Raw genomic sequence first — 26,771 nt, 5'->3', positions numbered from 1 at the left:
TCCCATCCCGAACAGGACAGTGAAACGCCTCAGCGCCGATGATAGTGCGGGTTCCCGTGTGAAAGTAGGTCATCGTCAGGCTCTTACAGCCCCAAAAAGCCCAGCCCTCTCAGGCTGGGCTTTTTGCGTTCCGCGCCCTCCCATCACCTGCACACCGCTCCACGCCCCTCCCGGTAACTTCCCTTCCAATACGCTCAAGCGACAAGGCCAAACCCCCGGAGCGGTGTTGGTCCAAAAACGCCAGCAAGCGTGTCTCGTGCGCGTGCAGTAGGCGAATACTTGGCGCGGACTGGTCAAATTTCGCCCATTGGCTCATCGCTTCCGAATTCGCAGCAAGCAGGGCGGCGAATTCCAGAACAGCAGGATGCACGTAGGCTTTCTTGCAAACGGCCGGGGTATTGCCCAGGCGGCTTGCGACAGAAGACAAGACCTCCTTGATGCTGACGCGTGCCAAACCCTCGCCCTGAGTCTTGCTCCCGCAGTCGCAAGCCAGCCGCAAAAATTCCAATGCTTCGACGGTCCCATGCCAGGTACGGAAGTCCTTCGCTGTAAATTCCTCTCCGGATGCCTCTCGCAGGTACTCGTTGACGTCGGTCGAAGAAATGCTGTGGGGCGTGCCGTCCTCGCTTTCGTACCGAAAAAGCTCTTGACCAGGTAGCTGCTGGCACCGACGGATCACTTTTGCGACGCGCGGGTCATCAACGCGCGCTTCATGCATGACGCCGCTTTTGCCACGAAAGCGAAGCTTGAGCGTGCCTCCGCGCGCCTCCGCATGCTTGTTGCGGAGTGTCGTGAGGCCATAGGAGCCGTTGTCGGTCGCATAGGCCTCATTGCCGACGCGCAAGAATGTCGTGTCGAGGAGCCGCACGATCGTTGCCAGGACCAAGTTGCGGTGAAGAGGCTGCTTCGCCTCGATTCGGAGGTCCCGCGCAACGCGACGCCGTATCTTGGGGAGCGCCCGGCCGAACGCTGCCAAGCGATCGAACTTTGTCTCGTCCTTCAGGACGCGCCAGTCGTTGTGGTAGCGGTACTGCTTGCGACCTCGTGCATCGATCCCCGTCGCTTGAAGGTGACCGTTCTGCAATGAGCAGATCCAGACGTCTTTGTAGGCCGGTGGAATCGCGAGTCGCCGGATACGGGCGAGCTGTTCAGGGTCGCGCACCCACGCGCCATTCGAATCCTTGTAGCGGAAAGTGTCGCCGCGCTTGAAGCGCCGAATGCCAGGCATCGCGGGGTTGATGTAGACCAACCCGTTGGCGAGGGGCACCGGGCGAAATCCGTTGGCAGGCATGAGCTTTGCGACAATCCTTCTCGAATGCAGACGGGAGGCTGACCGCGCGGTGACTTCACCGCTGTAGGACGCCGCAAACGAAACAAGTGCGCTGCCGTCTGCCCTCGGATTCCATTTCCCAACTCGGAGAAGCTCTATGTCCCCCGTCCGGTCCCTTCGTGCGCGTCTGCTCGCGATGTTTGCGGTCATGTTCTTGGCCGCCGGTTGTGCGTCGACCTCGCAGCCGCGCCCCATCGAGCCGATCAAGGTGAAGGTGTTCGTCGCATCGATGTTCGAGATTGGCAAGAACACGGGCGACCGTGCCGGTGAATTCCAGCACTGGTATGAGCGCTACTGGATGAACGCAACGCCGATTGCGGTACCTGGAGCACTGCAACCGGTGTATTGCAATGCCGATGGCGTCTGCGGTGCAGTCCTCGGCATGGGGAAGGTGAATTCGTCGTCATCGATGCAGGCGATCCTGCAGAACCCACAGTTCGACTTTTCCAAGGCCTACTACGTCATCTCCGGGGTGGCCGGTACGCCGCCATCGCGCGGCACCATCGGCGAAGTGAGCTGGGCGACGTGGGTCGTCGACTATGACCTCGGCCACCGCTGGGCCCCCGAAGAAAACAAGGCAGGCGAGCCGACCTTCATGCCCCGCAAAGGCTACGAGGAGTATCGTCGCTTCAAGCTCAACCCGGAACTGGTCGCGTGGGCGATGAAGCTTTCAGCCGGCACCCCGCTGAAGGATTCGGAAGCCGCTCGCGCCTATCGACAGCGTTATCCGCAAGCTGCTGCCCGACGCGCTCCTTTCGTAGGCACCGGAACTCACATGACCGGCGACACCTTCTTCCATGGCCCCGGGATGTCCAACCAGGCGCAATACATCGCCAAGCTGTATGGCGCGGATGACTATGTCATCACCGAGATGGAAGCGGCGGCGATCACGCTTGTGATCAAGCGCAGCCATGGAGTCGATCGCGTGATGAGCCTGCGCGGCGCCGTCAATTTCGATCAGGGAAACCCACGTGAAACGACTCTGCAGCACCTGGATCCGGCGCCGGGTGAAACGGCGGGCGGCTTCGCAGAAACCGTCGAAAACGTCGAGCTCGTGGGCAGTCGCGTTGTCGACCACATCGTTGGCAACTGGGCGCAATGGCAGAAGGGCGTGCCACCGCTCTGAGCAGAGCCAAAGATCGAACAGAAAGCCCTAGAACAGCGAGGCTGTCCTGGCAGTCGACCCGGTGTCGCCCGACAACGCGCGGCGCGCGCCCGACGCGGGCCGCTCAAGCGCCATCGAATCGGCCTCGCCCGCTTTCGCCAGCGCTCCGACCCGCACGCCGAGCAGCCGCAGCGGGCGCTGGAGCGGCACCCGTTTGAGACAAAGTCCGGCGATGTGCCGGATGGTCCTGGCATCGGCTGTGAAATGGTCGATCGTCTGGTCGCGCGTGGCAATCTTGAAGTCGTCGTAACGCAGCTTGATGCCGATCGTCTTGCCGACGTAGCCTTTGCGTTGCAAATCCTCGGCGAGCTTCTCGCAGAGGTGCGTGAAGATGGCGCCGAGTTCGGCCCTGTCACGCACGGCCTGGAGATCGCGGTCGAAGGTCGTCTCGCGGCTCATCGAGACCGGCTCGCTTTCAGTGACCACCGGCCGGCTGTCGCGCCCCCAGGCGACCTCATGCATCCAGGCTCCGGTGGCCTTCCCGAAATTCGTGATCAACCAGTCGCGATCCCGCGCCGCGAGCTCGCCAATGGTCTGGATGCCGTGCCGCTGCAGCTTTTCGTCCGCCTTGGGCCCGATTCCATTGACCTTGCGGCAGGGCAGCGGCCAGATGCTCGCCTGGAGATCGGCCTCGAACACCACTGAAATCCCGTTCGGCTTGTTGAATTCGCTCGCCATCTTGGCCAGCAACTTGTTCGGTGCGATGCCGATGGAGCAGGTGAGCCCCGTCGCCTCGAAAATCGCCCGTTGAATCAGCCGAGCGAGGACGCGCCCGCCTTCTCTCTGGCCCCCTGGCACTTCGGTGAAATCGATATAGACCTCGTCGACTCCCCGGTCCTCCATCACAGGCGCGATTTCAGTGATGATTTGCTTGAAGGCCCGCGAGTACTTGCGGTATTCGTCGAAGTCGACCGGAAGGATGATGGCCTGCGGACACAGCTTCGCGGCCTTCATGAGGCCCATGGCCGAGCCAACCCCGAATTGCCGAGCCGGATATGTTGCCGTGGTGATCACTCCGCGGCCCGCGTAGTCCTTGAGCAGAGGAAACGACGCCAGCGGAATGTCCGCCAGCGTGCCGCCCGCCGGCACGTCGCGCAAGACCTCGTCCACCTTGCGGCGCCCACCGCCGATCACCACCGGGAGCCCCTTGAGCTGCGGATAGCGCAGCAGTTCGACCGATGCGTAGAAGGCATCCATGTCGAGGTGCGCAATGCGGCGGATCGGTGCGGTCGTCACGGCCGTCATTGTCGTCTGGGCAAAGCAGGGTTGCGCACAGCGGGCACCCAGTGCCATCATCCACAGTATGCAGACGGTCGCTTCCATGCTCTGGCGCCGCCTCGGCACTCCGGGGCACGATGTCTGTCGGCTCGACCGCAACGGCGAGAACTGGCAAATCGACGGCGCCGCGGCATTCCGCAATGAAGACGGGCGCTATGCCCAGCTGCACTACCGCGTGCGGTGCGATCGGGCCTGGCACACCCAGTGGGGAACAGTGCGCGGTTGGCTGGGAAGCGAAGCCATCGACCTGTCCATCGTGCGGGATTCGCACGGCGCCTGGAAGCTCAACGACGTCCCCGTCGCCGAAATCGGTCATTGCGTGGATCTCGATCTCGGGTTTACGCCAGCCACCAATCTATTGCACCTCCGACGGCTTCACCTCGCGCCTGGCGAGGCTTCCGATGCGCCGGCCGCCTGGCTCGATCTCGAAAGCGCAACCCTGGTGGAACTCAGCCAGCGCTATGAGCGGCGCGGCGAAACCGAGTACTGGTACGCAGCGCCGCGTTTCGACTATGCGGCAATGCTCGACGTGACCGAGGACGGCTTCGTCAGGCATTACCCCACCTTGTGGGAAGCAGAGCCTTGATCCGCGGCGGCAATCAGGCGTTCGCCGCCGGGCGGATGTTCTGGTTCACGCGGAAGAGATTGCCCGGGTCGTACTGCTTCTTCACGGTCGCCAGACGGTCGTAGTGTTCGCGGTAGGTCGCCTTCACGCGATCTTCGCCCTCGTCCATCATGAAGTTGACATAAGCGCCGCCCGCCGAATACGGATGCAGGGCGTCCCAATAGTTCTTGCACCACGCGGTGATGCTCTCGCGATTCGCGGGGTCTGGATCGACGCCGACGATCACGGAAGCCCAGCGGGCGTCGCGATAGCTGAAAGGGGTGTCCTTTCGGCCGACCCGCTGAACGGCGCCATCGATCGGATACATGTGCATCGATGACTGCATCGTCGGCATGAGCGAACCGTGCTTGACGTGCTGCGCAATCGCCTCATCAGAGAGCTCGTTGACGAAGTCGGCCCGCCAGTACCACTGGTGCCCTGGCGGGTAGAGCCCGTCGAACGCGCTCTGCAGCACCGGGTAGGGCATGGGCGCGACGCCGTAAAGCGCAGGCTCCTTGGCCCGGACCGGTGCCAGCGCTGCTTCGGCCCCTGCGGGATCGCCGGCGTAGCACCAGATCACGCCGCACATTTTCTTGAGGTGCAATTCTTCCGGGAACGGCGGCGCAGGCGGCACAGTGAGGAAAGCAAAGAAGCCGCCCAGTTCGGTCGGCGCCTTGCCGATGAAGTCGCGGTACCACGAGAGGATTTCCGCAGCGCGTTCGAGCGGCCAGAGCGTGGGCCCCGCGACCACCGTGCTGAGCGGGTGCAGCCGGTATTCGAAGGAGGTCACCACGCCGAAATTGCCGCCGCCGCCGCGAACCGCCCAGAAGAGGTCTTCGTTCTCCTTGGCGCTGGCGGTCACGTAGCTTCCGTCTGCGAGCACGACATCCACGCTCAACAGGTTGTCGATCGTCAGCCCGAATCGCCGCGAGAGGTGCCCGATGCCGCCGCCGAGGGTAAGGCCTCCGACGCCCGTGGTCGAGATGATGCCCGCCGGCGTCGCCATGCCGAAGGCGTGCGTCGCATGATCGACGTCGCCCCAGGTGCAGCCGCCTTCCGCGCGCACGGTGTGGGCTTTCGGATCGACTCGGATGCCGCGCAGCCTCGACAGGTCGATCACGAATCCGTCGTCGCACATGCCCAGCCCGCCGCCGTTGTGCCCGCCGCCCCGCACTGCCAGCAACAGGCGGTTGTCGCGCGCAAAATTGACCGATGCGATCACGTCGGCCACATCGGCGACGCGGGCGATCAACAGGGGCCGCTTGTCGATCATTGCGTTGTAGACCTTGCGCGCTTCCTCGTAGCCGGCGTCTCCGGGTTGAATCACAGTCCCGCGCAATTGGGCTTTGAAGGTCTCCAGACTGGCTTCGTTGAACATGTTCACTCCTTGTGTGTGGGTGAACAAAGTCTAGGAAGCGGCCGGCCAATTGACGATCCGCCGGATTGATCATTTTGAAAATCGAGCCGGGACAGGTCGAATGGTCAGGATTGACTATGCCGGTCGTTGCGTTGACCGAGACTTCGATTTGTCGCCCAATTCCGTTTGCGGCCCATCATGGCCTGCTGGAAAAGAGGTCGTATGCCACTGTTCCTTATTGAGCGACAGTTCGCCGAGGAGTTGGAGCTTGCCGCGGCGGACGTCGCTGCCATTCAGCGCGTCAATTCGGATGTCGGTGTGAACTGGCTGTTCTCGTTCCTTTCCGCGGATCGCAAGAAGACGTATTGCCTCTACGAGGCGCCGAGCGCCGAGGAGATCCACAAGGCGGCGCGCCTCGCCAGGGTTCCTGCGGATGTGGTGATCGAGGTCAACCAGATTCGTCCCGAAGCGGTCGTCTAGCGGCGCCGCTTCCGAAACCACGAGGACCGCGCCGTGCAATGCACCCGCTGCGGTCGCGACGCCAGACTGGACGCGACCTTCTGCGACGGTTGTGGCGCGCCGCTGCAGCCGCCCCCACTCACGACTGTGGAAAGCGACGACGCGGTACGTCTGCCGGCCGAGCGATTCGTCGGGCGCGAGCGCGAACTCGCCGCGCTGGACGCCGGTCTGACCCGCGCCCTGGCAGGCAACGGCGGCACTGCGGCGCTGGCCGGCGAGCCTGGCATCGGCAAATCGCACACTGCGCAGATGCTGACCCAGCGCGCGGCGGCGCGCGGCATGCAGGTGCTCTGGGGGCGCTGCAATGAGGAACCCGGCGCGCCCCCCTACTGGCCCTGGCTGCAACTGCTTCGCGCATGGGTTGAGACGCACGATGACGCAACCGCACGGCGCATTCTTTCGGACGCGGAGTCGCCCCTGGGTGAAATCCTGCCGGATCTGAAGCAACATCCGCCGGCGGGTGCGCAGTCGCTGCCGATGTTCGATCCGGCGCAGACGCGCTTTCGTCTTTTCGACGCCATGGCCAGCTTCTGGAAACGTGCGGCGGCCGAACAGCCCTTGCTGCTCGTGCTGGACAACCTGCATTGGGCCGACGCTTCGTCGCTGCGCCTGCTCGAATTCATCGCGCCCGACCTGTCGACCTGCCGGATTCTGGTGGTCATCACCTATCGCGACATGGAGCTGTCGCGCCAACATCCGCTCTCGGCCACGCTCGGCGAGTTGGCCCGGCAGCCGGGCTTCGAGCGCTTGCGCCTGACGGGCCTCGGCCGCGACGAGACGATCCGCATGATGGCTCTGGCTGCGGGGAGCGCCAAGGTGCCGCTGGCCCTTGCCGAGGCCGTCCATCGCCAGACTGAAGGCAATCCGCTTTTCGTCGGGGAAATGACCCGGCTGATGATTCAGGAACAGGTGCTCGCCGACGGAACGCGAGCCGTGCCTTCGTCCCTGCTGGCGCCGGCCGGTCCGCGGCGCATCCCGGAAGGCGTGCGCGAAGTGATCGGGAGGCGCCTGAATCGCTTGTCTCCGCTCGCCAACCAGGTGCTCGCCTGCGCATCGGTGATCGGCCGCGCCTTCGACCTCGACCTGCTGCTGCGCGCCATTGACGACGTGGAGGAGGACGCATGCATGGGCGCGCTCGAAGAGGCGCTGCAGTCGCGCGTGATCGAGGCGCTCGACGATCCTGGTCGCTACCACTTCGGACATGCGCTTTTCAGGGAGACGCTGTACGACGAAATTCCGCCGCCGCGCCGCAGCAGATTGCATCTCAGGGTGGGCAGAGCGATCGAACAGGTTTTCGGAGATGCCGCGACCGATCAGCTCCCCGCGCTGGCCCATCACTTCTGGGCTGCACTACCGGGGGGCGACGCCGCGCGCGCCATCCACTACGCGCAGAAGGCTGCCGAGAGCTCCGATGCCTTGCAGGCCCATGAAGAAGCAACGCGCTACTACCGACTCGCGCTCCAGGCGATGGATGTCATCCGAGGCGGGGATGCATCTGCGGGATTTGCGCGTTGCCGCACCCTGAACGCACTGGGAGAGGCACACACCCGTGCCGGCGAATATCTGCAGGCTCGACAAGCCTTCGAACAGGCGGCGCGAACCAGCATGCAACTCGATGCCGCGCACGAACTTGCCCGGGCCGCCATCGGATTCGAGATGGCTAGCTGGTGTCCCGGGCTGCCCGGCATCGCAGCGGCGCGGCTTCTGCGCGATGCGCTGAACGCGCTTGCCGTCGATGACCGCGCACTGAAGGCGCAACTTCTCAGCTCGCTCGCGCGGGCGCTCATCTTCAGCGGCGAGGAGGTCCAGGCAACGAAGGTGCATGCCGAGGCAGTGAGCGTTGCCCGACAGGCGGGCGATCCGTCCACGCTTGCGGTGACCCTGCTGGCGACACTGTCGGCGCGATGGCACCACGACCGCATCGGCGAGCGAGTGGCGAATGCGGACGAGGCGATGGAGATCGCGATGCAGCAGGGCGACCGCTTCCTGATGTGCTCTGCATTGGCATGGCGCATGTTCGACACCTTCGAACTCGGGGACATGGCGACCTGGCGCGATCAACTCGAGCGCTACGAGCGCGGCGGGGAAGAATTCAGGCAGCCCTTCTTCCGGTACGTCGGCTCGTCGTCTCGCACCATGCATGCGCTCTTCGAAGGGCGCTTCGAGGACGCCGAACGGCTGGCGCGGCGCACTTTCGAGATCGGCAATCGCATGCCCGGACTGGATGCGGCCGGCGTCTACGGCGTACAGATGTTCACCTTGCGCCGCGAGCAGGGACGCTTGCAGGAGGTGGCCCCGCTGGTCCGCCATTTTGTGCAAGGCAATGCCCAGAGCAACCTGTGGCGGCCCGGGCTGGCACTGATCTACGCCGAGCTGGATCAGCTCGAAGACGCGCGCTCCGAGTTCGAACTGCTGGCGGCGAGCAGCTTCGAATCATTGCCGCGCGACGGTATCTGGATGGCGAGTCTGGCCTATCTGGCACAAGTGTGCGCCGCGCTCGGCGATGCCGCGCGGGCGGCGGTGCTCTACAAGCTGCTGGAGCCGTGTCACGGGCGGAATCTGTTCGTCGGCACATCGATCGCCTCGTTTGGCGCTGCGGACGCCTTTCTGGGCCTGCTGTCGTCCACCATGCGCCGATGGGATGAAGCCGAAGCGCATTTCAAGGCGGCGGTGTCTATGAATCGCGGCCAGAACGCGCGACCCGCCTTCGCGCACGCGTGCCTCGGCTATGCGCGCGTGCTGTTGGCCAGGGATGCGCCCGGAGATCGCGACGCGGCGCTGGACCTGCTCGAGGATGCCGCGGCGGAAGCCGCAGCGCTCGATATGCGCGCGCTCGCGGTTCGCGTCGAAGTCTGCCGCACGAGGATGGAAGCGACGACGGCAGTGCCCCGCTACCCGGCCGGACTGAGCGGCCGAGAGGCGCAAGTCCTGCGTCTCGTCGCGGCGGGCAAGGGGAACCGGCAGATCGCGCGCGAACTGTTCGTCAGCCCCAACACAATCGCCAACCATGTGCGCAGCATCCTGAGCAAGACGCAGTCGGCAAACAGGACCGAGGCCGCGGCGTTCGCCATCCGGCATGCGCTGGCCGACGCAGAGGATCGCGCGTGAATGCAGTCGCTGTCAGTGATCGTGGTGCAGGTAGGCGGCCTGTCGCGGCAGCCGCCAGCTGACGAAGAAGGCAAGCACCATCATTGCGGTCACGTACCAGTAGAACGCCGTCTCGTGCCCGATCGACTTGAGACCGAGCGCAACATATTCCGCCGAGCCTCCGAAGATCGCGTTGGCCACCGCATAGGCAAGCCCGACGCCGAGTGCGCGCACCTCGGGCGGGAACATTTCGGCCTTCACGATGCCGCTGATCGAGGTGTAGAAGCTGACGATCGCCAGCGCAAGGATGATGAGCAAGAACGCGACGACAGGACCGGTCACGCTCTGCAGGCCCGTCAGGATCGGCACCGTGGAGAGCGCGCCGAGGCCGCCGAAGAGCAGCATGTTGGTCCGCCGGCCGATGCGATCGGAAAGCGCGCCGAACACCGGCTGCATGCACATATAGACGAACAGCGCGATCGTCATCACGTAACTGGTGGTCTTGATCGGCATGCCGACCGTGTTGACCAAGTACTTCTGCATGTAGGTCGTGAAGGTGTAGAAGATCAGCGAACCGCCGGCGGTGAAGCCCAGCACGGTGAAGAAAGCAGCCTTGTGATGGCGGAACAGAACCGAGAGGCTGCCGGCTTCCTTGTTGGCGCGGATCTCGGCGGACTGCGTTTCCTGCAACGTCCGGCGCAGGAAAAGCGCAACCACGGCGGCGATGGCGCCGATCACGAACGGAATGCGCCAGCCCCAGGCCTTGAGCTCGGCCTCGCTCAGCAACTGTTCGAGCACCACAATGACCAGCACGGCGAGCAATTGGCCGCCGATCAGCGTGACATATTGGAAAGAAGAGAAGAATCCGCGCTGGCCGCGCAGCGCGACCTCGCTCATGTAGGTCGCTGTCGTGCCGTACTCGCCACCCACCGAAAGACCCTGGAACAGGCGGCACACCAGCAGCAAGAAGGGCGCCCATGCGCCGATGGCGGCGTACGTGGGCAGGCATGCGATCGCCAACGATCCCGCGCACATCATCGTCACCGAGATCAGCATCGATGTCCTGCGGCCGTACTTGTCCGCCACGCGACCGAACAGCCAGCCCCCGATGGGCCGCATCAGGAAGCCAGCGGCAAACACGCCAGCCGTGTTGAGCAACTGCGCCGTCGGGTCGGACTTCGGGAAGAACGAAGGCGCGAAATACAGCGCGCTGAAGGCGTAGACGTAGAAGTCGAACCACTCGACGAGGTTGCCGGACGATGCCGCCATGATCGCGAAGATGCGATGGCGCTTTTCTTCGCTGGTGTAGGCCCGGTGGGATGCCTCAGGATCGAGGGGAGTGGCCCCCGCTGGGGATGTGATTGTGCTCATGACTGGACTCGCGCCTCTCTGATTTGCGATCGATAGGGGCGGTGAATATACTGCCGCCCCCGAGGCGCGCGTGCTGTCAGCCAGCGCCGCGATCTGGTCAGAATGTGCCGGGGAGCAGGATGCTCGAGTCGACCTCGTCGATCTGCGTTCGGCCGCAAAACGCCATGGTCAGTTCCAGTTCGCGCTGGATGATCTGCAACGCGCGCGTCACACCGGCCTCGCCGTACGCGCCGAGTGCATAAAGAAAGCTCCGCCCGATCATCGTCCCGCGGGCGCCGAGCGCGCGGGCCTTGAGCACGTCCTGGCCGCTGCGGATGCCGCCATCCATCCAGACTTCGATTTCAGTGCCCACAGCCTCGCTGATGGCCGGAAGAGCGGCAATGGACGACGGTGCGCCGTCGAGCTGCCGGCCACCATGGTTCGACACGATCAGCGCATCCGCGCCGCTGGAGGCCGCAAGGCGCGCATCCTCGACGTCCATGATGCCCTTGAGGACCAGCTTGCCGCCCCAGATTTTCTTGATCCACTCGACGTCGGCCCAACTGAGGGTGGGATCGAACTGTTCGGCCGTCCATGACGACAGCGACGACAAATCCTTCACGCTCTCCGCGTGGCCGGCGATATTGCGGAAGGTGCGGCGCTTGGTGCCCAGCATGCCCAGGCACCAGTGCGGCTTGGTCGCGAGGTTGATGAGATTCTTGATCGTGGGCTTGGGCGGTGCGGTCAGGCCGTTCTTGATGTCGCGGTGCCGTTGCCCGAGGATTTGCAGGTCGAGCGTCAATTGGAGCGCCGACACGTTGGCTGCGCGTGCGCGTTCGATGAGCCGTTCGATGAAATCTCGATCCTTCATCACGTAGAGCTGGAACCAGAAGGGATGGCGATCGGTCGCTTCGGCGATGTCTTCGAGCGAGCAGATGCTCATCGTCGACAGCGTGAACGGAATGCCGAAGGCTTTCGCCGCGCGCGCGCCGAGGATTTCGCCGTCGGCGTGCTGCATGCCTGCCATGCCTGTCGGCGCGATGGCGACGGGCATCGCGACTTCCTCGCCGATCATGGTGGTGCGTGTCGAGCGGCCATCCATGTTGATGGCGACGCGCTGGCGCAGCTTGATCTTCTGGAAGTCCTCCTCGTTGGCGCGGTAGGTTCCTTCGGTCCAGGCCCCGGAGTCTGCGTAGTCGTAGAACATGCGGGGCACGCGGCGCTTGGCGATGACTCGCAGGTCTTCGATGTTCGTGATCTTGGAGAGGTCTGGCACTGGAAAGGGCTCCTGGGTTGTCTGTCTTGAGTGGTGCCTATTATCCGCAGGCCCCGAGCGGGTCGGTGAGCAAGACTTTTCACCGCGGCGCAGAATCCGCCTTTTCATCATTCGAGCGGGAACAATCCGATGCGATTCCTGGTTGTGGGCGCCGGTGCGCTGGGTGGGTATTTCGGTGGCAGGCTGTTGCAGGCCGGAGAAGACGTGACTTTCCTGCTGCGCCCTCGACGAGCGGCACAGCTCGCCAAGACGGGCCTCGTGATCAAGAGCCCGCACGGCGGCTTCATCCTGCCTTCGCCGCCCTCGGTGCAGGCAGATGCCATCGGCGGTCCCTTCGATGTCGTCATCGTCGGCTGCAAGGCCTACGACCTCGCGGAAACGATGGATTCGTTCGCGCCCGCCGTGGGCCCTGACACCGCGATCCTGCCGGTCTTGAACGGCATGCGCCATCTCGACGACCTTGCGCGGCGCTTCGGCAAGGAGCGCGTGCTCGGCGGGCTTTGCATGATCTCGGCCGTGTTGGACGACGAAGGCGCCGTGCTTCATCTGAGCGACGTGCACAGCCTGACCTACGGTGAACTGGACGGCACACGCTCCGCGCGAGTGAAGGCGCTGGAGGCCGCGTTCGAAAAGCCGGTGTTCGACGCCAACGCTTCGGACAACATCCTGCAGGACATGTGGGAGAAATGGGTGCTCATCGCATCGGCCGCGAGCATGACTTGCCTGATGCGGGCGGCGGTCGGCGACATCGTGCGCGCTGGCGGCGCCGATCTTGCCGTCGGCATGGTGGACGAGTGCGCCGCCATTGCCGAGCGAAACGGGTTCACGATGCGTCCAGCCGCTCTCGAGCGTGCTCGCGCGATCGTCACCACGCCGGAGTCATTGATGACTGCGTCGATGTTCAAGGACATCGAGCGCGGAGCGCCCATCGAGGCGGACCACATCATCGGTGACCTGATAGCGCGTGGCGCTGGAGATGGCAAGCCGTTGTCGCTGCTGCGGGTGGCCTACGTGCACCTCAAGGCGTGTGAGGCGCGCAGGGCGCGAGAGTCGAAGCAAGCCTGACCGGTGGGAGCCTCACCGTAGATTCAAGCTACTTCAGCCGGCAGAAGGGCCAGCCTTCGATGCTCGCCCAGATGCATGCACGAATGCATTCGATGACGACCTGCGGGTCCTGAGACTGCGGCACTGTTTTCATCCTGATCAACATTTCGCGCTCCCGTTCTTGTTGGTGGACTGTTGAAGCAGTGATAGTCCTGGGGCGGCGCTCGTTCCAGCAGCGCGCTGCTCTGCCTAGCGTGGGTTGGGGAGCGACATGGGTGTCCGACATTCGACAGCACGGCGGAGTCGATGTGCACTGACAGCTGTCGGATTCAGCGCTTCACGCTGGCCACGACTCCCGCCCCGCGCACTTCGAGCTTGATCTGGTCCACCACGCGGTCCTGGGCATCGACAAGCTCCACCACATGGCGGCCGGGCCATGGCAGCCAGAGTGCGGTGCTGCCGCGCGTGAAGGCCTTGCCGTCGATGCGCCACCGCACGCCACGGCCTTCGGCCTCGAAGCGCACGCGCTGGCGATCGGGCGGAATGTCCGGATCGAGCGCGATGATGGTTCCGTTCGAGGGCGATGTGATGCGCGGCGACGATTCGGCAACCGACACGCTTGGCGCCAGCGAGAACACCGGCTGTTCGGTGCCGGCGATGAACCATTCGTCTCGCGCTGCCTCGATTTCTTCACCGAAACGCACATGCGCCTGCACGAGCCCGGCTGGCGGCGAAGGGGCGAGGCTGCGTTCATTGCGATGCAGGAAGCCCATCAGTTCGGCCCATACGGGCGCCGCGCCGCTGGTGCCGCTCACATCCCACATCGGCGCGCCGCCGGCGTTGCCCACCCAAACGCCCACGGTGTAGCGCTGCGACCAGCCGATGGCCCAGTTGTCGCGCATGTCCTTGCTGGTGCCGGTCTTCACCGCCGTCCAGAAGCGCGTACCGAGCACGCTGTCGAGCCCGAAGGTGCGCGCGCGTGCATTGGCGTCGCTCAGGATGTCGCCGACGATGAATGCGGCCCGCGGATCGATGGCCGGCGCATCGTTCACTGCCCTGCCGACGTTCGGCGTGGTTGGCGTCCGGGCCGGCAGGTAGCGCGTCTCTCCGAACCGGCCGCCGTTGGCGAGCGTCCTGTAGCCGTTGGTCAGCCCCAGCAGCGAGATCTCGGCGCTGCCCAGCGCAAGGCTGTAACCGTAGTAATCACCGCCCTGTGCGAGCGTCATTCCGGCCGACCGAAGCTGGCGCGCGAAGGCATCGGGCGAAACCATCATCAGCGTGCGGACGGCAGGCACGTTGAGCGAGGCCGCCAGCGCGGTGCGCATGGACACATAACCCTTGAACTGATGGTCGTAGTTCTGCGGAATATAGAGGCCGCTCGCCGTCGCGATCTGCGCCGAGGAATCGTCGAGCAGCGAAGCCGCCGTCAGCCGCCGTTCGGCGATCGCCTGCGCGTACAAGAAGGGCTTGAGTGTGGAGCCCGGCTGCCGTTGCGAGAGCACGCCGTCCACTTCCGCCGCGCGGCTGATGCCGCCCGACGAGCCGACCCATGCGAGCACTTCGCCCGTCGGGTTGTCGAGCACGACGACGGCGCCGTCTTCCACATTGCGGCCGCGCAGTTCGCGTAGATGCCGTTGCAGGCTGCCCAGCGCAACCCGTTGCAGTGGCGCGCGCAAGGTGGTGCGAATGCTGTCCGGTGCGCTGTCGCCCCGCGAAGCGACAACCCGCCGCGCAAGATGAGGCGCGATGCCTTCGCTCGCGTCGAAGCTCCGTCGCTGCAATGCAGCGCTCGCGAACATGTCAATCGAATCGCAGTCGGGCCTGCTTGCGGGCTCCATGGATTGCATCAGTTCGCACGCGCGCTGGGCAACCGCCGCCGGCTTGGCATTGGGTGCGCGCACCAGCGCCGCCGCGACGGCCGCTTCGCGCGCGTCGAGACCGTGCGGCGCCTTGCCGAAGAGCGTGCGCGAGAGTGCGTCGATGCCGACGATTTCACCGCGAAACGGCACGACGTTGAGATAAGCCTCCAGGATCTGGTCCTTGCGCCAGCCGTGCTCCAGCCGCTGTGCCGCAACCGTCTGCCCGACCTTTTGCGCCAGGCTGCGGCCGCCGCCACTGCGCCGCAGATCGTCGTCGAGCAGCCCGGCAAGCTGCATCGTGATGGTCGATGCGCCGCGTGTGCGCGTGTTCCACAAGTTGCCCCAGGCGGCAGCGGACACTGCCCGCCAGTCGACGCCGCTGTGTTCATAGAAGCGCTTGTCTTCACTCAGGACCATCGCGGTGCGCAAGCTGGGCGAGATGTCCGGGAGGGCGACCCATTGGCCGCGTCGCGCAGTCGCATCCGTGCGCACGCGTTGCAGTAGCTCGCCGTCCCGGTCCAGCACCATCGTGTCGGAAGGGTGGAAGTCGCGGCGGACCTCGTCAAACGTGGCAAGCGCCCACGCGGGTGCGGCGAGCAGTGCCCCGAGGGCGGTCAGCACAAAGAGAAAGGTCGAGAGGCGGCGTGGCATGAGCGAGGTGGCCGCGCATGACGGCCAGCCTGTTAGCTTGCCACAGCCGCGGCGGGTTCGATCGATTCCATGTGCTCGCAGATGGCGCCGGGTTGGGTGAACCAGATTTCGCCGCGATCGCGCATGCGGGCCAAGTGCGAGAGTGCGCGCCGCAGATGGCGCAGGCGGTACGGCTGCCCGACGATGTAGGGATGCAGCGCAAGGCCCATCACCAGCGGCTGACGCCGCGACTGGTCAAGCATCTCGTCGGCGTTGTCGATGATCACCTGGGCGAAATCCTTGGCGTCCATCTGCCGCGCCACGATCATCGGGATGTCGTTCAGCTCCTGCGGATACGGCACCGACCACAGCGGAATTCCACTGCGCGTGCGCATGCGGATGGGCTGATCGTCATGGCACCAGTTGAGCGTGTAGCTGTACCCTGCCTCCGCAAGCAGATCGGGTGTGCAGTGGCTTTCCGATATCCAGGGCGAAAGCCAGCCGGCGGGCGCGGAGCCGCTGTGCGCCAGCATGCTGGCACGGCAGTGCGCAAGCAGCGCCGCTTCGCCGGCCTCGTCAATGTCCGCCTGTCGCTCTGCGTTGCTGTGTCCGTGCCCGATGAGTTCATCGCCGCGTGCCATCGATGCCGCGACGAGCTCGGGGCAGTGGTCATACAGTGCCGTATTGAGGAGTGTGCTGGATGGCAATCCCAGGCTGTCGAACAACTCCAGGCAGCGCCAGGCGCCCATGCGATTGCCATATTCGCGCCACGAAAAATTCAGCACATCGGGATGTGGCGCCATCGGGCCGATGCATGCGCCCAAGCCTTCGCCGAAGGCGAAATGCTCGAGGTTGAGTCCGATATAGACCGCCAGGCGCGCGCCGTTCGGCCATGCGTGATTCGGCCGTCGGGTGATCGGTGTGTAGTCGAATCGGCCGTGCGTGGGCAAGAGGCCGAGGTAGCGCGCGTTCATGAGGTCTCCAATTCGAGGCGTCCCGCGGCCCCAAGACCTCGCGACCTCATCGGGCCAGCAAGACGCGTGCCCCGGGCCGAACCTGCGAGAACGACCGCGGGCGTACTTTTCAGCCGGGACGCCGCGCCAGGAGCGCCCAGACCCCCGCGATGGAGAGCAGCGAACCGCCCGCGAGATTGAACCGCCGTTGCGCGCGAGGCGATGAAAGCAATTTGCGCGCGGAGCCTGCGAACACCGCGTAGAGCGTGGCGTTCAGCGTCGCCATGCTCACGAAGGTGATCGCGAGCATCCAGAGTTGTTGCGTTGCATCGGCGCGGGGATTGATGAACTGCGGCAGGAACGCCACAAAGAACACGATGCCCTTGGGGTTCAGCGCCGTGACCAAGTAGGTATTGGCGAAGAGCCGCAAGCGCGAACCGGGCGCCGCGGGCGCCGCGATTTCGGTCGGAGAGATTCCGGCACGCAGGAGCTTGATCCCGAGGAAGAGCAGGTACAGGCCGCCGACCCACTTGATCACCATGAACCAGAACGCGGACGTCGCCAGCAAAGCGCCCAAGCCGAGCAGCGAGACGACGAGGGCCGTCGAGTCGCCCAGCGCCACTGCTGCGACCAGCGGCACGTTTGCGCGCCGGCCATGCGCCACCGAATAGCTGATGACAGTCAGGATGGTCGGCCCGGGAATGATCAGGAGCACCGCCGAAGCAGCGATGAAAGCGAGCCAGAGTTCAATGGACATTCAAAGGTCTTTCAGATGAGGGTCATGCGACCGGTCCGCCCGTTTCTCGTTCTTTCGTTCAATGGCTCGTGCCGAAGCGCTCCGCACTGCGGGCGCGGGCGCGGGCCGCTTCGATCTCGCGATCGCGCGGATCGGCAGTCGTGACCAACGACGTGATGAGCGCGCGCGCCGCAGCCGTCACGTCCTCCACCGCACGATCGAAGGCCGCCTCATTGGCCTTCGAAGGATGGTTGAACCCGCTGAGCTTGCGGACGAACTGCAGCGACGCGGCGCGCATCTCGTCCTCGGTCGCGGGGGGCTCGAAATTGAACAGGGTCTTGATGCTTCTGCACATCGTCTTCACTCCTTGCGGGCAGCGCGCAGTTTGCTCAAGTTCGAGCAGAAGCTCAAGCCCGACCGCTACTTCGGCGCCTCCACCTTGATTCGGGCATTGGGGGCCTCGCCAAACATTTCCGGTGCATACAGCGCTTCGACGCGGCTGGGCGGCAGCGAAAAATCGCCCACGTTGTTGAGCCGGAAGGTGTATTCCATCTTCACGACCCCCTTCGGAAGGTATTCGTAGTAACTGCGGAAGGACTCGAAGCTGCGTTCCTCGAAGGCAGGCCAGCCGCTGCCGGAGCGCTTCTCGCCCTGGGTCGCTATCTGCGAATCGCGCCCCAGCCCGCTGCCGAGAATCGTCGCCCCGCCCGGAATCGGATCGGTGATTGCCACCCAGGTCATGTCCGCGCTCGCATTCACTTCGAGGCTGACGCGCAGCACGTCGCCGCGCGTATAGATGCCGGGCACCGCCTGCTCGACGGGGGTGATGGTCTTCTTGATCGCATAGCCCGCAGCGAAGGGCGCCTTGAGTTCGACAGCGGCGATCGACTGCGCCGTCAACCACGGTTTGCCGGCGCCGTTTTGCGTCACGAGCAGTGCGTCGTGGGCGGACTGCGGTGCCGGCGATGTCGACGAAGTCGGCCACGGCAGGAACATGCTGTTGTTGCGCAAATTCCCCGGCGACGCCGGAGCGCCGAACGCGGTCGTCTGGTTCGGCGCGCCGCCGGCATCGCCGGGTTTGACGCGTTCGACCTTGTTCCAATCGACCTCTGCCTTGGCGGCACCCAGACTCGCGGCCGTGACGCCGGTGACGGGTGCGCTTTCGAACTGCTTCGAGAATTTCTCCAGCGCCAGACCACCCCACAGGTTGGCCGTGGTGGTGTGCCATGCGCCGTTCTGTTGCCGGCCGATGAAGCCGTTGGCGAGCTTCGCAATATCGTCCGTCCAGGCGGGATCGTCCATCACGGTCAGCAGGAGGCGCGCGGTGTTGACGTCGCCGTTGGTCATCAGCCACCACCAGTTGTCGTCCTGTTCAGTGCTGAAGATCAGCCTCGTGCCCTGATAGCTCAGGCGTGCCTTGAGCACGTTGTTGGCTTCGTCCATCCGCTGCTGGCGCTGGGGCACGTCCGGCACGCGCTTGAGGATGCTGAGCCAGTCGATCACTGCGCTGGTCGGCCATTGGTTGGGCGCGATCGTGATGCTGCCGGCCATGCGGCCTTGCGCCTTTCCGTAGCGCGACAGCGCTTCGAGCGCGGCGATCTTGCGCACGTCCAGGTCTTTGCGCGGGCTCCAGAACTCGCGCTGGATGCGGCCCTCGACGAACGCGATCAGGCCCTGTTCCATCGGTGCGCGCGCGGCGTCGGGCAGCGCAAAGGCCGGATCGAGCGCGGCCGCTTCGTGCGTTGCGCCCAGCAGGTAAGCGGTCAGGATGTCGCTGCCGCGATTGGCTTCCCCGTCACGCGGGGGAAAGTAGTTGGCGAGCCCATCGCTGTCGAGGTAGCTCGGCAGCTGCCCGACGACGGCCTGCCATGCCTTGCCGTCGCGCAGGCCAATGGATTTGCTGGTCTTTTGCTCCAGACAGGCGTACGGATAGGCCGCAAACCAGTCCCGCACGCCGGTCAGTCCTTCGGCCAGGCGAGGCTGAAGCGAGAGCCGCACGCCGCCGCGACCGGGCAGGGCGTCGGCCGGCGGCGCCACCTCGAGGCTGAAGGGCGCCTCGATCTGCACGAGCGTGGCTTGCTGAACCGTCAGCGGTACCGCAGGCACGATGCGTTGGCGCACTGTCAGCGCATCGCGAGCATCGCCTAGCGTGTCGCGAGCCTCGATCTCCCACAGGATCGCTTCGGCGCGCGTTTGCGCGAGTTGCGCCGGGGCCGTCACCGTCCAGCCGATTTCGCGGGCCTCGCCGGCGGGGATGTCCACCGTCTGCGGCGGCAGCGTCAGCAGGGTGGCGCGCGGCGTCGCCTCGACCTTCATGTCCTTGTGGGTTGTGTTGCGCAGCGTGATCTGTGCGCGGAACTCGTCGTCCTCGCGCACCAGCGGCGGCAAGCCGCTGATGATCTGCAGGTCTTGCGCCGACTGGATCGATGTCTGCCCGGTGCCGAACAAGCCCGTACCGGCATCGGCAACCGCAACGATCCTGAAGGTGGTGAGCGCATCGTTCAGCGGCACCGTGACGGTAGCCTGTCCATTGGCATCGAGCACGATCGCAGGCTTCCACAGCAGCAGCGTATCGAGCAGTTCGCGCGTCGGGCTCTTGCCGCCGCCTCCGCCCGCCGGCACCGCCTTGCGCCCGTAATGCCGCCTGCCGACGATCTCCATCTGCGCCGTGGAAGTGCTGACGCCCCAACTGCGCCGCTGCAGCATGGCTTCGAGCAGGTTCCAACTGTCGTTGGGCATCAGTTCGAGGAGCGACTGGTCGACCGCGGCCAGTGCCACTTCGGCACCGGCAGCCGGCTTGCCATCAGGCAGCTTGCCGGTGATCGTGATCTGTGCCTTGCCGCGCACGGGGTAGCTGAGCTTATCGCTCGCCACCTTCACGTCGATCTGGTTGGCCTGCGTGCCGACGCGGATTTCCGCCAGCCCCAGCCTGAAAGCGGGCTTGCTGAGGTCCACCAATGCGGTCGGTGCGACGTATTCCTTGCCTTCGTACCAGAAGGCCGTCCACCATTCGCGCGGCGCCTTGAAGCCCCAGGTGAAGAAGCTGTACCACGGCACCTCGCGCAGGCGACCGCGCAGCGCGAGCACGCTGACGTAGACATTCGGCCCCCAATCGGGCTTGATCTGCAGGCTGACCGTCGGGTCCTGTCCGTTGAGCTGCACCACGTGCGTCTCGATGACGCCTTCGCGCTCGACGGACACCAGCGCCGTCGAAAAGCGGAACGGGCTTCGCACCTGGAAACGGGCGACCTCGCCGGGCTGGTAGCTCTTCTTTTCCGAAAGAACGTCGATGCGATCGTTGTCCTCTCCGCCGAACCAGAGCTCGCCCTGTCGCGTGACATAGACCGAACTGGCGGCGCGGCTGTCGCGGCCTTCCTTGTCGGTGGCGCTGGCAACCAGTTCGATCTCGCCCGCTTCCTTGAGGTCGACCTCGCACAGCAACAGGCCGCGCGCGTCGCTCTTGCCGCTGCACACGGTTCCGATGTCCCGCACGTCGGTCTTGTTGTCGTAGGTGTAGAAGCCGCCGACCATCCGTTTGCGGCTGGTGGTGGTGATGCGCACGACCGCACGCACGTTGAGCGTCACGCCTTCCTGCGGCTTGCCGGCCAGATCGAGCGCGAGCGCCTGAAAGCGCATCTTCTGCTTCGTCGAAACCCATCCTTCGGTCTTGATGCCGGCGATCACGCCCGCGGGCCAGAGCGTCTGCGTGCTGCGCAAGGTCTGGACTTCGCCATTGGGATCGGCATAGGTGGCCTCGAGCAGGAGTTCGCGCGGCGTCGCCTTGTCGACGGGGATCTTGTCGATGACGACCTTGCCGGTGCCGTTGCGGTCGAGCGTGAGCGGCAGCTTGTCCGCGACGATGCGCGCGTCGTCGGGGGTCGATTCGTCCTCGCCCGTGTCGCTGGCCGCCGTGCGCTCCCTTCGAGGCGGAGAGAAGCTGAACGCCTCGAAGTCCGGGAACGAAAGGCTCTTGCCACGCACCATCGCGGACACGCGCACCGGCAGGCTGGCCGCGCCGCCGCCCGCCACGTAGTTGATCTGCACGTCGACTGGCACGGACGTGGCCGCCACCAGCGGATTCTTGTCGGCGGGTGCGATCCGGCCTTCGAGCACCGGAAGGCGGAACTCTTCGACTCTGAACTGTCCTGTGGCGTAGGTGCGGCGGCCGTCTCCGGCGCCAGCGCGCAATTCGACTTGGTAGATGCCGAGCTTGGCGGCCGGTGGAATGTCGAAGGTGTTTTCCGCGCTGCGCCCACCGGTTGGGGTGTTGCGCCATTTGACGGGCTGGGTGAACTGCTGTCCGCTGCCGACATGCGTCACGACCAGTGTGTCGGGGAAGTCAGGAGGCAGTCCGAAGCCGCTGCGCATCTGCGTGCGCAGGATGTGCTTCATCGACACCGTTTCGCCGGCGCGCAGCAGCGTGCGGTCGAACACCGTGTGGGCGATGCGGTCGGGCTCGGCGTCCAGGCTCGTCGGGACATTGAAGCGCCAGGGCTCGATGCCGCGCTGCCAGTCGCTCCATGTGAAGGCGAGGTCCTCGACGCCTTCGGCATCCTTGGCGCGGGCACTGACGAAGTAGGCGTCGGCGCTGTAGTCCTCGTCGGTGGAGCAGCCTGGGGCATTGGAAGAAATGCCTGCCAACTGCGCGATGCCCCTTGAGTCGGTCGTGCCCGAGGCCACTTCCTTGCCGTCGCAGCTCGACACGCGGACGCTGGCGTTCGGCACCACCTTGCCCTTGTCCAGCGTGGTCACCCAGGCCAGCGAATTCTCGCGGCCGAGCTTGAAGTGCACGGCGAGGTTGGTCGCCAGCGCGGTCGTCCGCACGTACATCGTGCGGCCGCTGCCGTAGCGCTCGTCGAGCAGTGCGTCGCCCAGCTTCTGCGATGCGATCTCCAGCACGTGAAAGCCTGGTGTCAGCGGAATGCCAACCACCTCGAAAGGCCGGGGGTCGGTGCCTTCGGTCTTCGGCATGTCCAGCGATTTGACGCCGCTCTGGCCCGCCAGCAGTGAAATCATGCGCGTCTGGATGTCGTCGCGATCGTCCTTGTCGATCACCTTCGGCAGCGCGCCCTTGACGTCCCGGGCTGCGAGCTTGCGGGACACCGTGTAGTTGTCATAGCGGCGAACCTTGCGGAACCACGCGATGATTTCCGCGTCGGTCTTCGGGTTCATGTCGCTGACCTTGCCAAGCGTGAGCGCCCGCACCTGCAGCGCAGGCTCGACCCGGCGCACCGTCACTGGCATCAGCGCGACGCCATCGGGCTCCGCCAGGCGCTCGACAACGCCGAACGGAGAGGCCGCGAACTTAGCCAGCGGTGGCATCGCGCCGGTCGCGACCTTCATCGGAAAGCTGCCCTGCGAAGCCAAAGGGCGACCGGAGGCATCCTGGAAGTTCTTCGGCAGCTCGATCGTGTACGGCGTCTGTTCCGCGAAAGGCGCCGGGAAGCTCACGGATTCGACCACCGCGTCCTCGTCGTTCGTGGCGTTGTCGTCGAACTTCGGCGGCAGGCTCTTGCCGTTGCCTTTGAGCACGATCTGTGCGGCCAGCTTGCGGGTCACCGATGCATTGAACCGCAGCTCCATCGGCCGCAGCGGCAGGCAAGCGGACTGCGCGTTCTCGCGCTCGCAGCTGAACGAAATGGCGAAGGGTTCGCGCACTTCGAAGTTCAGCCGCCGTTCGACCGTGTTCACGACCCCCGAAGGTGTGGCCACGCCCTTGCCGTAGACCAGCTGCACGCGGCCGCCGGCGGGCAGCGTTCGATTGCACTGCAGGGTCACGAAGCGCAGGGGCGCCTTTTCTGCCTCCTTGTCGCGCCCGAAAGACTTGAGCAGGGCCTCGCGTTGTGCCCCGTCGACGAGCTTGACCGGAATGCGTTCGCCGATGCCGTCGGCGGCGCACCACACGTTGGCCTGCACGCTCTCGCCCGTGGCGGGGCCGTTGAGTTCGAGCATGAACAACTGCTGCTCGTCGATCTTTCCGTTGCTGGGTTGCCAGTAGCGAATGAAGGGGCCGCCGCTGTTGAACTGGTAGCGCTCGGGGCCGGTCAGTTCCGCGCCCGCAGGCGACTTGAATCCAGCCACGCGCGTCGCCGTGCAGCGCACGCCCGGTGGCAGATCGTTCTCGAAATCGAAAACCCATTGCTTCTCGCCGGTCCAGCGCCCGTTGCCCTTGGCGGCTTGCGCGTCCGAGCAGCTCACGGCGAGCGGCGCCGGTGCCTTGGGGTCGCCGAACTTGACGGCAGCCTGGTCGAACTTGGCGACCACCTGGCGAATGCGTGCGACTTCGCCTTGTGGCGTGAGGCTGGCGATCTGAAAGGCGTGTGCGCCGAGCGCGGACAGAGCCAGCGCCATGGCGCTCACACAGCGCAATGTCATTGTTGTTTTCAACAGACTTCTCCTTCGGCCCGAAGGGTAGCGCATCGACCACGCGCGGCTCTGGCACGCGATGTGCCTCCACTATGATCGATCGATATGAAATTGCTGTTCAGCCATCCCGCCGGCAACCAGAACGTCCGAGCCATGCTCGATGGCCTGGAGGGGGCGGACATGCTGGCTCGTTTTGCAACGACTTTCGCGGTCGGCCCCGACAGTGTCGCCGTCAAGCTCGTGCCTGAGCGATTGGGCCGGCAGCTTCTTCGGCGGCGCTTCGACCTTCCCAGCCGCAAGATCATCCAGCATCCTTGGCGCGAGTTCGCGCGGATGATCTGCAACCGATACGGCTGGGACTATTGGCGACGACATGAAGCGGGATTCGCGTCGATTGATGCCGTGCTGCACGATTTCGATCGCTTCGTCGCGCGAGCGCTGCCGGGCGTGCATCGGCAGCAGCAACTCGGCGCCGTCTACAGCTACGAAGACTCGGCGCTCGACAGTTTCAGGGCAGCGAAGGCGCTCGGCATTCACCGTGTCTATGACCTTCCGATCGCCTATTGGGAGGTGGGCCGCAAGTTGATGCAGGAAGAGGCGCAGCGCCTGCCCGAATGGATCGAAACCCTGGGCGGAGGCATGTCCGATTCGGAGGCCAAGCTGGAGCGCAAGGTCCAGGAACTCGAACTCGCCGACCTGGTGGTCGTTCCGAGCACCTTCGTCGCTGACTCGCTGCCGGCCTGGGCTGCCGGCAAGGCACGCGTGCTGTCGCCTTTCGGCTCGCCGGTGTCCGCAAACCTTGGGGCCTTGCAAGCCGTGGATCCGTCGCGCCCGTTGCGGGTGCTGTTCGCGGGCTCGATGGGACAGCGCAAAGGCCTGGCCGACTTGTTGCAGGCCATGCACCTGCTCGAGGGCGAGAACATCGAACTCGTCGTCATGGGCACACTGCTTGGCAGCCACGAGTTCTATCGCCGGCAATATGCGGGCTTCACCTACGAAAAGGGCCGGCCGCACGCCGAAGTGCTGGCCTTGATGCGAAGCTGCGACGTCTTCTGCCTGCCTTCGCTCTTCGAGGGGCGCGCGCTCGTGATGCAGGAGGCCATGAGCCAGGGCTTGCCGCTGGTCATCACGCCCAACACCGGCGGGGAAGACCTGATCATCGAGGGCAAGACCGGTTTCCTGGTGCCGATTCGCTCGCCCGAAAAAATCGCGGAAAAACTCGCCTGGTTCAGCCAGAACAGGCAGGAACTCCCCGCGATGAAACAACAGGCGATCCAGCACGCCGCCACCTATACGTGGCGCAACTACAGTGCCACCGTGATCGACGCGATCCGCAAACTGGCCTGACCTTTCTTCAGACGAACCCGAGCATCCGGTGAAACGCTACTGGGAGATCGATGCGCTGCGCGGGCTCATGCTTGTGCTGATGACAGTGACCCACTTGCCGACGCGCCTCACCGATCCGCTGGGGCAGCCCTTCGGATTCGTCTCGGCGGCGGAGGGCTTCGTGTTGCTGTCGGCCTTCGTGTCGGGAGGGGTCTACAGCCGCGTCAGCTACAACCAGGGCGTGAGCTCGATGCGCCGGGCTTTCTGGCGGCGCGCGCTCAAGGTGTACCTGAGCCAGGCCGCGACGCTGTTGTTCCTGTTCACCATCATCTCGGCAGTGGGGCTGCGCATCGACCAGCCGGCAGTCAAGAACCTGTTGTCCTTCTATCTCGCCAATCCGCGCGAGGGCTTCATCTATTCGCTGCTGCTGATCTATGAACCGGCACTGCTCGACATCTTGCCGATGTACATCTTCTTCATGTTGATGAGCCCCTGGGTCTTGGCTTTCGCACTGCGGCGTGGCTGGATCGGCGTGATGGCGGCGAGCGCAACCGTTTGGGCGCTGGCGCAGTTCGGCTTGAGCGAGTGGCTCTACGAAGCGGCGGCACGGCACCTGGGCCTGTCGGTGCCGTTCCATGAGACGGGGGCTTTCAATGCGTTTGCATGGCAGTTCCTTTGGTTCGCCGGCTTGTGGATGGGCGCGAGCCGCAATGCGCCCGACGCGCAGCCTTTTCGCTTTCCAAGGTGGTTGATCACGCTCGCTGGCGCGACGGCGATCTACGGCGTTTACTGGCGGCACCACGGCATCAACGGGCAAGCGCCTTTCGGGGGCGATACGGAGCTCAACCTGCTGTTCGACAAATGGCTGCTCGGTCCGCTCCGGATCGTGAATCTCGTCGTGCTCGGCATCCTCGCCATCCAGTTCGGTCCGGCCTTCATGCGGCGCATACCGCGCCTGCATTGGCTGGAAGCGATGGGGCGCGCTTCATTGCCGGTGTTCTGCGCGCAATTGGTGGCGGTCCTGCTGGTGCTCGCGATCCACGGCGACAGCCAGACCGTGCGGCCTTGGTGGGGCGACGCCCTGCTGCTGGGCGCGGTGTTTTGCGGGCTCTACGCGGTGGCGCGGATCAGCCTCTGGGGAGACGAGCGAAAGAAAATGCCCGCCCGTCTAGCGCAGCCCCTGAGCGACTGACGGATCGGGGCGCTGGGTCGGATCGGGCAGGTGCGACGCGATCAACGACTGCCACAAGCGATAGCCTTCGTCGTTCATGTGCAACTGGTCGGCGCGGAACAACTCGGGGCGGGGCCGTCCGTCCGCGCCCAGCATCGGCGTGTATACGTCGATGTAGTCGCTGTTGGGAAGCCTGCGAAGATAGGCCGCGATCGCGTCGTTGGTTTCCCGGATCTGCGGCATCAGCTTTTCCCGGGAGGGGCTGGGCTTGACCGAGATGAAGGCGATGCGAGTGTCCGGCAGATCGGAGCGCACCACGTTCGCGAAGCGCGCAAAGCTTTCAAGCACTTGCATCGGCGAGCGGCCCTCGGCCAGGTCGTTGTCGCCGGCGTAGACCAGCACGAGCCTCGGCTTGTAGCGCACGACGAGCTCCCGGGCGAACAAGCTGGAATCTTCCATGGTCGAGCCGCCGAACCCGCGATTGATCACCACCGGCTGGTCCCGAAAGTCGCGCGCGATGTCCGGCCACATGCGAATGGTCGAACTGCCGACGAAGAGAACGCCGTCCTTGGCGGGGGGATGCTCGCGGTCGGCTTGCGCAAAGGCATTCAGCTCGCCTTGCCAGCGGGCCTGAGCGGAGACGTTTTGCGCCTGCGACGCAAACCCGCTCAGCAGTGCCAGCGAGAGAACGGCCAGCCGGGCAGATTTCAACGCCATCGA

At 65.0% G+C, this 26,771-nt stretch carries 18 protein-coding genes and 1 rRNA gene; 8 read left to right on the top strand and 11 right to left on the bottom strand.

Features of this window, described 5'->3' with window-relative positions; genetic code table 11:
* A 5S ribosomal RNA gene (rrf, locus tag AC1DSF_RS16940) occupies nucleotides 1–81 on the top strand; the annotation flags it as partial.
* 28 nt (nucleotides 82–109) lie between these two features.
* Here the strand turns inward: rrf and AC1DSF_RS16935 are convergent.
* Entirely contained in the window at nucleotides 110–1,291 is a 1,182-nt protein-coding gene (locus AC1DSF_RS16935; protein WP_478145880.1) for a DNA topoisomerase IB, read from the bottom strand.
* Between the two features lie 136 nt (nucleotides 1,292–1,427).
* On the opposite strand from AC1DSF_RS16935, the gene AC1DSF_RS16930 reads away from it, so the two are divergent.
* Nucleotides 1,428–2,456: a purine-nucleoside phosphorylase gene (locus AC1DSF_RS16930; protein WP_478183150.1), complete on the top strand. Its 1,029-nt coding sequence runs from the start codon at nucleotides 1,428–1,430 to the stop codon at nucleotides 2,454–2,456.
* 27 nt (nucleotides 2,457–2,483) lie between these two features.
* Here the strand turns inward: AC1DSF_RS16930 and dinB are convergent, their stop codons facing one another.
* Nucleotides 2,484–3,740, bottom strand: coding sequence for a DNA polymerase IV (gene dinB, locus AC1DSF_RS16925; RefSeq protein WP_478183152.1), 1,257 nt, complete (start codon nucleotides 3,738–3,740; stop codon nucleotides 2,484–2,486).
* Nucleotides 3,741–3,816: 76 nt separating this feature from the next.
* Here dinB and AC1DSF_RS16920 point away from each other — a divergent pair, with 76 nt between their 5' ends.
* The gene (locus AC1DSF_RS16920) at nucleotides 3,817–4,359 is read left to right on the top strand and encodes a putative glycolipid-binding domain-containing protein (protein WP_478127357.1); all 543 of its coding nucleotides are present in this window, start codon (nucleotides 3,817–3,819) and stop codon (nucleotides 4,357–4,359) included.
* A gap of 13 nt (nucleotides 4,360–4,372) precedes the next feature.
* On the opposite strand, the gene AC1DSF_RS16915 is transcribed toward AC1DSF_RS16920, so the two are convergent.
* Nucleotides 4,373–5,755: an FAD-binding oxidoreductase gene (locus tag AC1DSF_RS16915; RefSeq protein ID WP_478127356.1), complete on the bottom strand. Its 1,383-nt coding sequence runs from the start codon at nucleotides 5,753–5,755 to the stop codon at nucleotides 4,373–4,375.
* 201 nt (nucleotides 5,756–5,956) lie between these two features.
* Here AC1DSF_RS16915 and AC1DSF_RS16910 point away from each other — a divergent pair, with 201 nt between their 5' ends.
* Nucleotides 5,957–6,214 (top strand): DUF4242 domain-containing protein, encoded by a 258-nt coding sequence (locus AC1DSF_RS16910; protein WP_478127355.1) that lies wholly within the window; start codon nucleotides 5,957–5,959, stop codon nucleotides 6,212–6,214.
* 33 nt (nucleotides 6,215–6,247) lie between these two features.
* Complete coding sequence (locus tag AC1DSF_RS16905; protein WP_478127354.1) at nucleotides 6,248–9,361, top strand: helix-turn-helix transcriptional regulator; 3,114 nt, start codon at nucleotides 6,248–6,250, stop codon at nucleotides 9,359–9,361.
* A 12-nt stretch (nucleotides 9,362–9,373) separates the two neighbouring features.
* Here AC1DSF_RS16905 and AC1DSF_RS16900 read toward each other — a convergent pair whose 3' ends face one another.
* Both AC1DSF_RS16900 and AC1DSF_RS16895 read right to left on the bottom strand, forming a co-directional pair.
* Complete coding sequence (locus AC1DSF_RS16900; RefSeq protein WP_478127353.1) at nucleotides 9,374–10,711, bottom strand: MFS family transporter; 1,338 nt, start codon at nucleotides 10,709–10,711, stop codon at nucleotides 9,374–9,376.
* Nucleotides 10,712–10,808: 97 nt separating this feature from the next.
* On the bottom strand, nucleotides 10,809–11,966 hold the full coding sequence (locus AC1DSF_RS16895; RefSeq protein WP_478127352.1) for an alpha-hydroxy acid oxidase: 1,158 nt from the start codon (nucleotides 11,964–11,966) through the stop codon (nucleotides 10,809–10,811).
* Between the two features lie 129 nt (nucleotides 11,967–12,095).
* Here AC1DSF_RS16895 and panE point away from each other — a divergent pair, with 129 nt between their 5' ends.
* A complete protein-coding gene (panE, locus tag AC1DSF_RS16890) occupies nucleotides 12,096–13,031 on the top strand; it encodes a 2-dehydropantoate 2-reductase (RefSeq protein ID WP_478183149.1) in 936 nt (311 codons plus the stop codon).
* A gap of 308 nt (nucleotides 13,032–13,339) precedes the next feature.
* Here panE and pbpC read toward each other — a convergent pair whose 3' ends face one another.
* From pbpC to AC1DSF_RS16865, 5 genes are all read right to left on the bottom strand, one after another.
* The gene (pbpC, locus tag AC1DSF_RS16885) at nucleotides 13,340–15,520 is read right to left on the bottom strand and encodes a penicillin-binding protein 1C (RefSeq protein ID WP_478183148.1); all 2,181 of its coding nucleotides are present in this window, start codon (nucleotides 15,518–15,520) and stop codon (nucleotides 13,340–13,342) included.
* A gap of 32 nt (nucleotides 15,521–15,552) precedes the next feature.
* On the bottom strand, nucleotides 15,553–16,473 hold the full coding sequence (locus tag AC1DSF_RS16880; protein WP_478183147.1) for a polysaccharide deacetylase family protein: 921 nt from the start codon (nucleotides 16,471–16,473) through the stop codon (nucleotides 15,553–15,555).
* A 109-nt stretch (nucleotides 16,474–16,582) separates the two neighbouring features.
* Complete coding sequence (locus tag AC1DSF_RS16875) at nucleotides 16,583–17,209, bottom strand: LysE family translocator (protein ID WP_478183146.1); 627 nt, start codon at nucleotides 17,207–17,209, stop codon at nucleotides 16,583–16,585.
* Nucleotides 17,210–17,267: 58 nt separating this feature from the next.
* Nucleotides 17,268–17,543 (bottom strand): DUF2277 domain-containing protein, encoded by a 276-nt coding sequence (locus AC1DSF_RS16870; RefSeq protein ID WP_478127347.1) that lies wholly within the window; start codon nucleotides 17,541–17,543, stop codon nucleotides 17,268–17,270.
* Nucleotides 17,544–17,608: 65 nt separating this feature from the next.
* Entirely contained in the window at nucleotides 17,609–23,563 is a 5,955-nt protein-coding gene (locus tag AC1DSF_RS16865) for an alpha-2-macroglobulin family protein (RefSeq protein WP_478183151.1), read from the bottom strand.
* Between the two features lie 96 nt (nucleotides 23,564–23,659).
* Here AC1DSF_RS16865 and AC1DSF_RS16860 point away from each other — a divergent pair, with 96 nt between their 5' ends.
* Both AC1DSF_RS16860 and opgC read left to right on the top strand, forming a co-directional pair.
* Nucleotides 23,660–24,901: a glycosyltransferase family 4 protein gene (locus tag AC1DSF_RS16860; RefSeq protein ID WP_478127346.1), complete on the top strand. Its 1,242-nt coding sequence runs from the start codon at nucleotides 23,660–23,662 to the stop codon at nucleotides 24,899–24,901.
* 28 nt (nucleotides 24,902–24,929) lie between these two features.
* Nucleotides 24,930–26,072, top strand: coding sequence for an OpgC domain-containing protein (gene opgC / locus AC1DSF_RS16855; protein WP_478183145.1), 1,143 nt, complete (start codon nucleotides 24,930–24,932; stop codon nucleotides 26,070–26,072).
* Here opgC and AC1DSF_RS16850 read toward each other — a convergent pair.
* On the bottom strand, nucleotides 26,049–26,768 hold the full coding sequence (locus AC1DSF_RS16850) for an SGNH/GDSL hydrolase family protein (RefSeq protein ID WP_478183144.1): 720 nt from the start codon (nucleotides 26,766–26,768) through the stop codon (nucleotides 26,049–26,051). The genes opgC and AC1DSF_RS16850 overlap by 24 nt on opposite strands.
* Between the last annotated feature and the right edge of the window lie 3 nt (nucleotides 26,769–26,771).

It is taken from the genome of Variovorax sp. 01N429, assembly GCF_056399425.1.
This window is presented reverse-complemented; position numbering and strand designations above follow the sequence as displayed.

Coding starts and splice junctions, on each gene's coding strand:
- panE (WP_478183149.1), top strand. CDS start 12,096: ATGCGATTCCTGGTTGTGGGCGCCGGTGCGCTGGGTGGGTATTTCGGT.
- AC1DSF_RS16930 (WP_478183150.1), top strand. CDS start 1,428: ATGTCCCCCGTCCGGTCCCTTCGTGCGCGTCTGCTCGCGATGTTTGCG.
- AC1DSF_RS16920 (WP_478127357.1), top strand. CDS start 3,817: ATGCTCTGGCGCCGCCTCGGCACTCCGGGGCACGATGTCTGTCGGCTC.
- AC1DSF_RS16850 (WP_478183144.1), bottom strand. CDS start 26,768: ATGGCGTTGAAATCTGCCCGGCTGGCCGTTCTCTCGCTGGCACTGCTG.
- AC1DSF_RS16910 (WP_478127355.1), top strand. CDS start 5,957: ATGCCACTGTTCCTTATTGAGCGACAGTTCGCCGAGGAGTTGGAGCTT.
- AC1DSF_RS16875 (WP_478183146.1), bottom strand. CDS start 17,209: ATGTCCATTGAACTCTGGCTCGCTTTCATCGCTGCTTCGGCGGTGCTC.
- AC1DSF_RS16935 (WP_478145880.1), bottom strand. CDS start 1,291: ATGCCTGCCAACGGATTTCGCCCGGTGCCCCTCGCCAACGGGTTGGTC.
- dinB (WP_478183152.1), bottom strand. CDS start 3,740: ATGACGGCCGTGACGACCGCACCGATCCGCCGCATTGCGCACCTCGAC.
- AC1DSF_RS16865 (WP_478183151.1), bottom strand. CDS start 23,563: ATGACATTGCGCTGTGTGAGCGCCATGGCGCTGGCTCTGTCCGCGCTC.
- AC1DSF_RS16860 (WP_478127346.1), top strand. CDS start 23,660: ATGAAATTGCTGTTCAGCCATCCCGCCGGCAACCAGAACGTCCGAGCC.
- AC1DSF_RS16900 (WP_478127353.1), bottom strand. CDS start 10,711: ATGAGCACAATCACATCCCCAGCGGGGGCCACTCCCCTCGATCCTGAG.
- AC1DSF_RS16870 (WP_478127347.1), bottom strand. CDS start 17,543: ATGTGCAGAAGCATCAAGACCCTGTTCAATTTCGAGCCCCCCGCGACC.
- pbpC (WP_478183148.1), bottom strand. CDS start 15,520: ATGCCACGCCGCCTCTCGACCTTTCTCTTTGTGCTGACCGCCCTCGGG.
- AC1DSF_RS16880 (WP_478183147.1), bottom strand. CDS start 16,473: ATGAACGCGCGCTACCTCGGCCTCTTGCCCACGCACGGCCGATTCGAC.
- AC1DSF_RS16915 (WP_478127356.1), bottom strand. CDS start 5,755: ATGTTCAACGAAGCCAGTCTGGAGACCTTCAAAGCCCAATTGCGCGGG.